Origin of the sequence: Fulvivirga aurantia, from assembly GCF_009711475.1 — a bacterium.
Lineage (GTDB): Bacteria > Bacteroidota > Bacteroidia > Cytophagales > Cyclobacteriaceae > Fulvivirga > Fulvivirga aurantia.
This window is the reverse complement of record NZ_SMMD01000532.1, coordinates 1-3664: the sequence shown is the minus strand read 5'-3', so window position 1 is coordinate 3664 and position 3664 is coordinate 1. Positions and strand designations below refer to the sequence as shown.

Below are 3664 nucleotides of genomic sequence, written 5' to 3'. Positions count from 1 at the left end.
TACATTATTTACTGGAATTATTCCCACTACCTCAGGGGTATCTTGGGAGTCGCATCTTATGGGAGCCATAGCCGGCTTGTTTTGTGCTATTTATTTTAAATCTAGCAAGCTGACGGGTGAGTTGGTGATATCGGAAGAAGTAAAACATGAGTCAGAAGAAACTAGTTACCACTATCAAATAGTATCAAAAGAGTCTTCATTGACACAGAAGAAGACCAATACAATTACTTACACCTATACATTGCCAGATAAATCTGATAAAGGTTTACCCAAATAAAAGATTAGCAAATTTGTAACTTGTTTACTTTATTTGCGGCCGTATTAACCTAAAAATCAGATTTCAAAGTGAAAAATCTATCATTAGTATTAAACCTCGTATTGTTAGTTGCAGTAGGTGTTTTGTTTTACATGCAGTTTAACCCATCTGAACAGGAAAAATCAGAAGAAGGTATTTTAAATTCTGCTGAATACGCTGTGGCTTACATTAATTCAGATTCTGTACTTAAAAATTATGAGTACTTTGATGAGCTTCAGAAAGAGCTTCAGGAAAAATCTAAAAAACTAGAAGCTGAGTATCAAAACAGAGCACAAGGTTTACAAAAAGAGGTAAATGATTACCAAAGAAATATCAATAATTTAACAATTGGTCAGGCTAAAGCTTTAGAAGAGGACTTGATGAAAAAACAGCAAAATCTGCGTATGTACCAGGAAAGCTTGAGTCAGGAACTTCTAAAAGAAGAAAATAGAGTAAGCCAGGAGTTGTATAACCGTGTTACCAAATTCTTACAAGATTATAGCGAGCAAAATGGTTTGCAATTGGTAGTAAAATACAATCAGGGTAGTGATGTGCTTTACGCAAGTGATAGCATGAATATTACTTCAGATGTAATCAATGGACTTAACAAGGCCTACAAAGAAGGTAACACAGAAAATAGTGAGTCTGACACGACCAGCGTAGAATAAATAATAGGCAAAGTTTTATCTCAAGGGCTAGCTTGTTGCTAGCCCTTTTTTTGTGAAAGCATTGGAAAATTGTGTGCTTATTAATATTTTACAACTTATACTACGATAAAAACCTATTTTTTAAACTATTTTCATGCTCAGAGCCTTATTTTTAGCACTGAATGTCAGGTCTGGAGAAGAAAAGCCTGTATTATTACTTCTGGGCAAAGGCTTCTTTATGGGCGTATTTCTGGCAACTTATTATGTAAGTGCTGAAACCTTATTCCTCAATAGACTGCAGGAGTACCTCAAAGAGGCGATATTAATTTCGGGTTTTTTAGGTATTATCCTAACCGCCACATTTGCTTTCCTTCAAAATAAGGTCTCTTTTAACAAACTTGCACTCGGTAATTTATTAGTGATATTCCTGTTTACGGCAGGTATGTACTTTTCATTCCGCTATTCGGATTCCAGTCTTCAGGATTATGTTATATTCCTGATGTTTGCCATGTATGGTCCTATATTAGCTATAGCCTTACTTGGTTTTTGGGGTACGTTTGGTCGATTATTTAATCTTAGACAGTCAAAAAGAATTATTGGAGGTATTGACATTGGTCAACTAGTAGCCTCAATCATTACCTTATTCGCAGTTCCGTTTTTAGAGCCATTTATTCCTAATACATATAATTTTCTAATCATAAGTGGAGTGAGCTTACTGATAGCTTGCGTATTTTTAGGATTAATTACGGCAAGCTATAACCTTTCCGAAGCTGAAATCTCGGCAGATACAGAAGAGAAAGAGGATACCAGTATCAAAGCACTAGTCAAAGACAATTATGTGCGATTGCTCTCTTTCTTTTTACTCTTTTCCATGGTCACGTTCACTTTTGTACAGTATTCTTTTCAGGAGGTAGTTGCCGAGCAGTATCCTGACGAGACTGAACTAAGAAACTTTGTAGCGATTTTTCAGGGGTCCATACTGGTTTTAGGCCTATTGTTACAAACTTTTGTAAATGACCGGATCATTGGTGAGTACGGGCTGAAAATCGCCCTAATGATATTACCTGTGATCATGTTTATATTTACCATAGGCTCTATCGTGGCAGGTAGTATTTATGGATACGATGTGGAGACAAGCACAGCATTTATTTGGTTTTTTCTGCTTATTGCACTTAGTAGACTCTTTAATTACGCACTTAGAGACTCGTTAGAAAACCCTACTGTAAAACTTTACTTTATGCCACTGGATGCACGTGTAAGGTTTGATGTGCAGACAAAAGTTGAAGGTGTGGTAAATGAAACATCGCGTTTTCTAGCCGGAGCTTTAATAATAGGCTTATCTTTTCTCGCATTTTTTGAGCTCATTCACTATTCGTATGCACTAATAGGGGTATTGTTGGGCTATTTTTTGATCATTAGAAAAATCTATAACGAGTATCGAAATAGGATTAGGATAAAGCTGGAAAGACAACAAAAGGCTCTTGCCAACACCGTACTGGAACCCGGGCAACAGCTTGTTAATAAGCTCCAAAAAACCCTAAAGCAAAACAATACCAATAAAGTCATTTTCTCCTTTAAGCTATTAGAAAAATTAGAGCCTAAATTATTACCAAAATCAATTAATATTCTGATGGGGCATGAGTCTGAAGATATAAGAGATTTTGCTCAATTTAAGATGAATGAGCTTAAGGGACTCTCGGTATCTGACAGGTACGTGATATCGATGAAAAAAGAGAATGGGAAAGGAAGGCGTAAATTGGTGAGTGGAGCCGATATGCTTGATTTACTTAGGTCGGGTGATATTTCGAAAGGAAGGCTTTTTAAATTATGTAAATCAGAAAATCCTGAAGACAGACAGTATGCAGCAGAATTGATCAGTAATGCTCAAGATGAAGAAAACATATCTTTCCTGATTGAGCTTTTAAGTGATTCTGATCCTAAAGTTAGAAAAACGGCAATTAAAACAGCCCAGAGGAAGTATAATGACGAAGTACTGAGTGCATTAATTGACAATTTGGCTTATGCTAGCTTTAGTGTAGAGGCAGCAAATTCTCTAACGGTGATTGGTGGTAAGGCATTGAATAGTCTCGATTCAGGCTTTTATAAATCTGGGCAGACAACACCTACTATGCTTAAAATTGTCCAGATTATTGGTAGGATTGGAGGCAATAAAGCAAAGCAACAGTTATGGAATAAGATAGACTTTCCAGATAAAGTGATTGTTTCGCAAGTACTATTAGCGCTTGCAAATTCAGGATTTAGAGCCGGCATGGCTCAGATTCCCAGAATTAAGTATGCCATAGAATCCGATGTGGAAAGCATTGCCTGGAATATGGCGGCCATTAGCGAAGTGTCTGATGATGAGTTTGGTGATAGCATAAAGCAGGCTTTAAAGGAAGAGATCTATTCGGACATTGAGCATATTTATATGCTTCTTTCTATGTTGTATGATGCCCAGTCAATACAATTGGTAAAAGAGAATATTGAAAGCGGTACAAGCGAAGGTTCAATTTATGCAATAGAGTTATTAGATGTGTTTCTATCTGATGACTTGAAACAAAAAGTGATTCCTGTACTTGATGATTTGCCTTACTCTGAAAAGACTAAGCGATTGGAAGTATTTTACCCGCGTGATCGATTAAACGGCAATTTGATTTTAAAATTTGTGCTGAATCGCGACTTCTCCCAGGTAAATAGGTGGACAAAAGCCTGTGTGATTTAT

2 protein-coding genes and 1 pseudogene are annotated in these 3664 nt (G+C 36.5%); all 3 read left to right on the top strand.

Going from position 1 to position 3664, the window contains the following annotated elements:
• Positions 1-277: pseudogene (locus E1176_RS20490) on the top strand (hypothetical protein); the annotation flags it as partial.
• A gap of 68 nt (positions 278-345) precedes the next feature.
• Positions 346-963: an OmpH family outer membrane protein gene (locus E1176_RS04210; protein WP_185152615.1), complete on the top strand. Its 618-nt coding sequence runs from the start codon at positions 346-348 to the stop codon at positions 961-963.
• 133 nt (positions 964-1096) lie between these two features.
• Positions 1097-3664: HEAT repeat domain-containing protein (locus E1176_RS04205; RefSeq protein ID WP_155209321.1), on the top strand; the 2568-nt coding region annotated here is incomplete at its 3' end.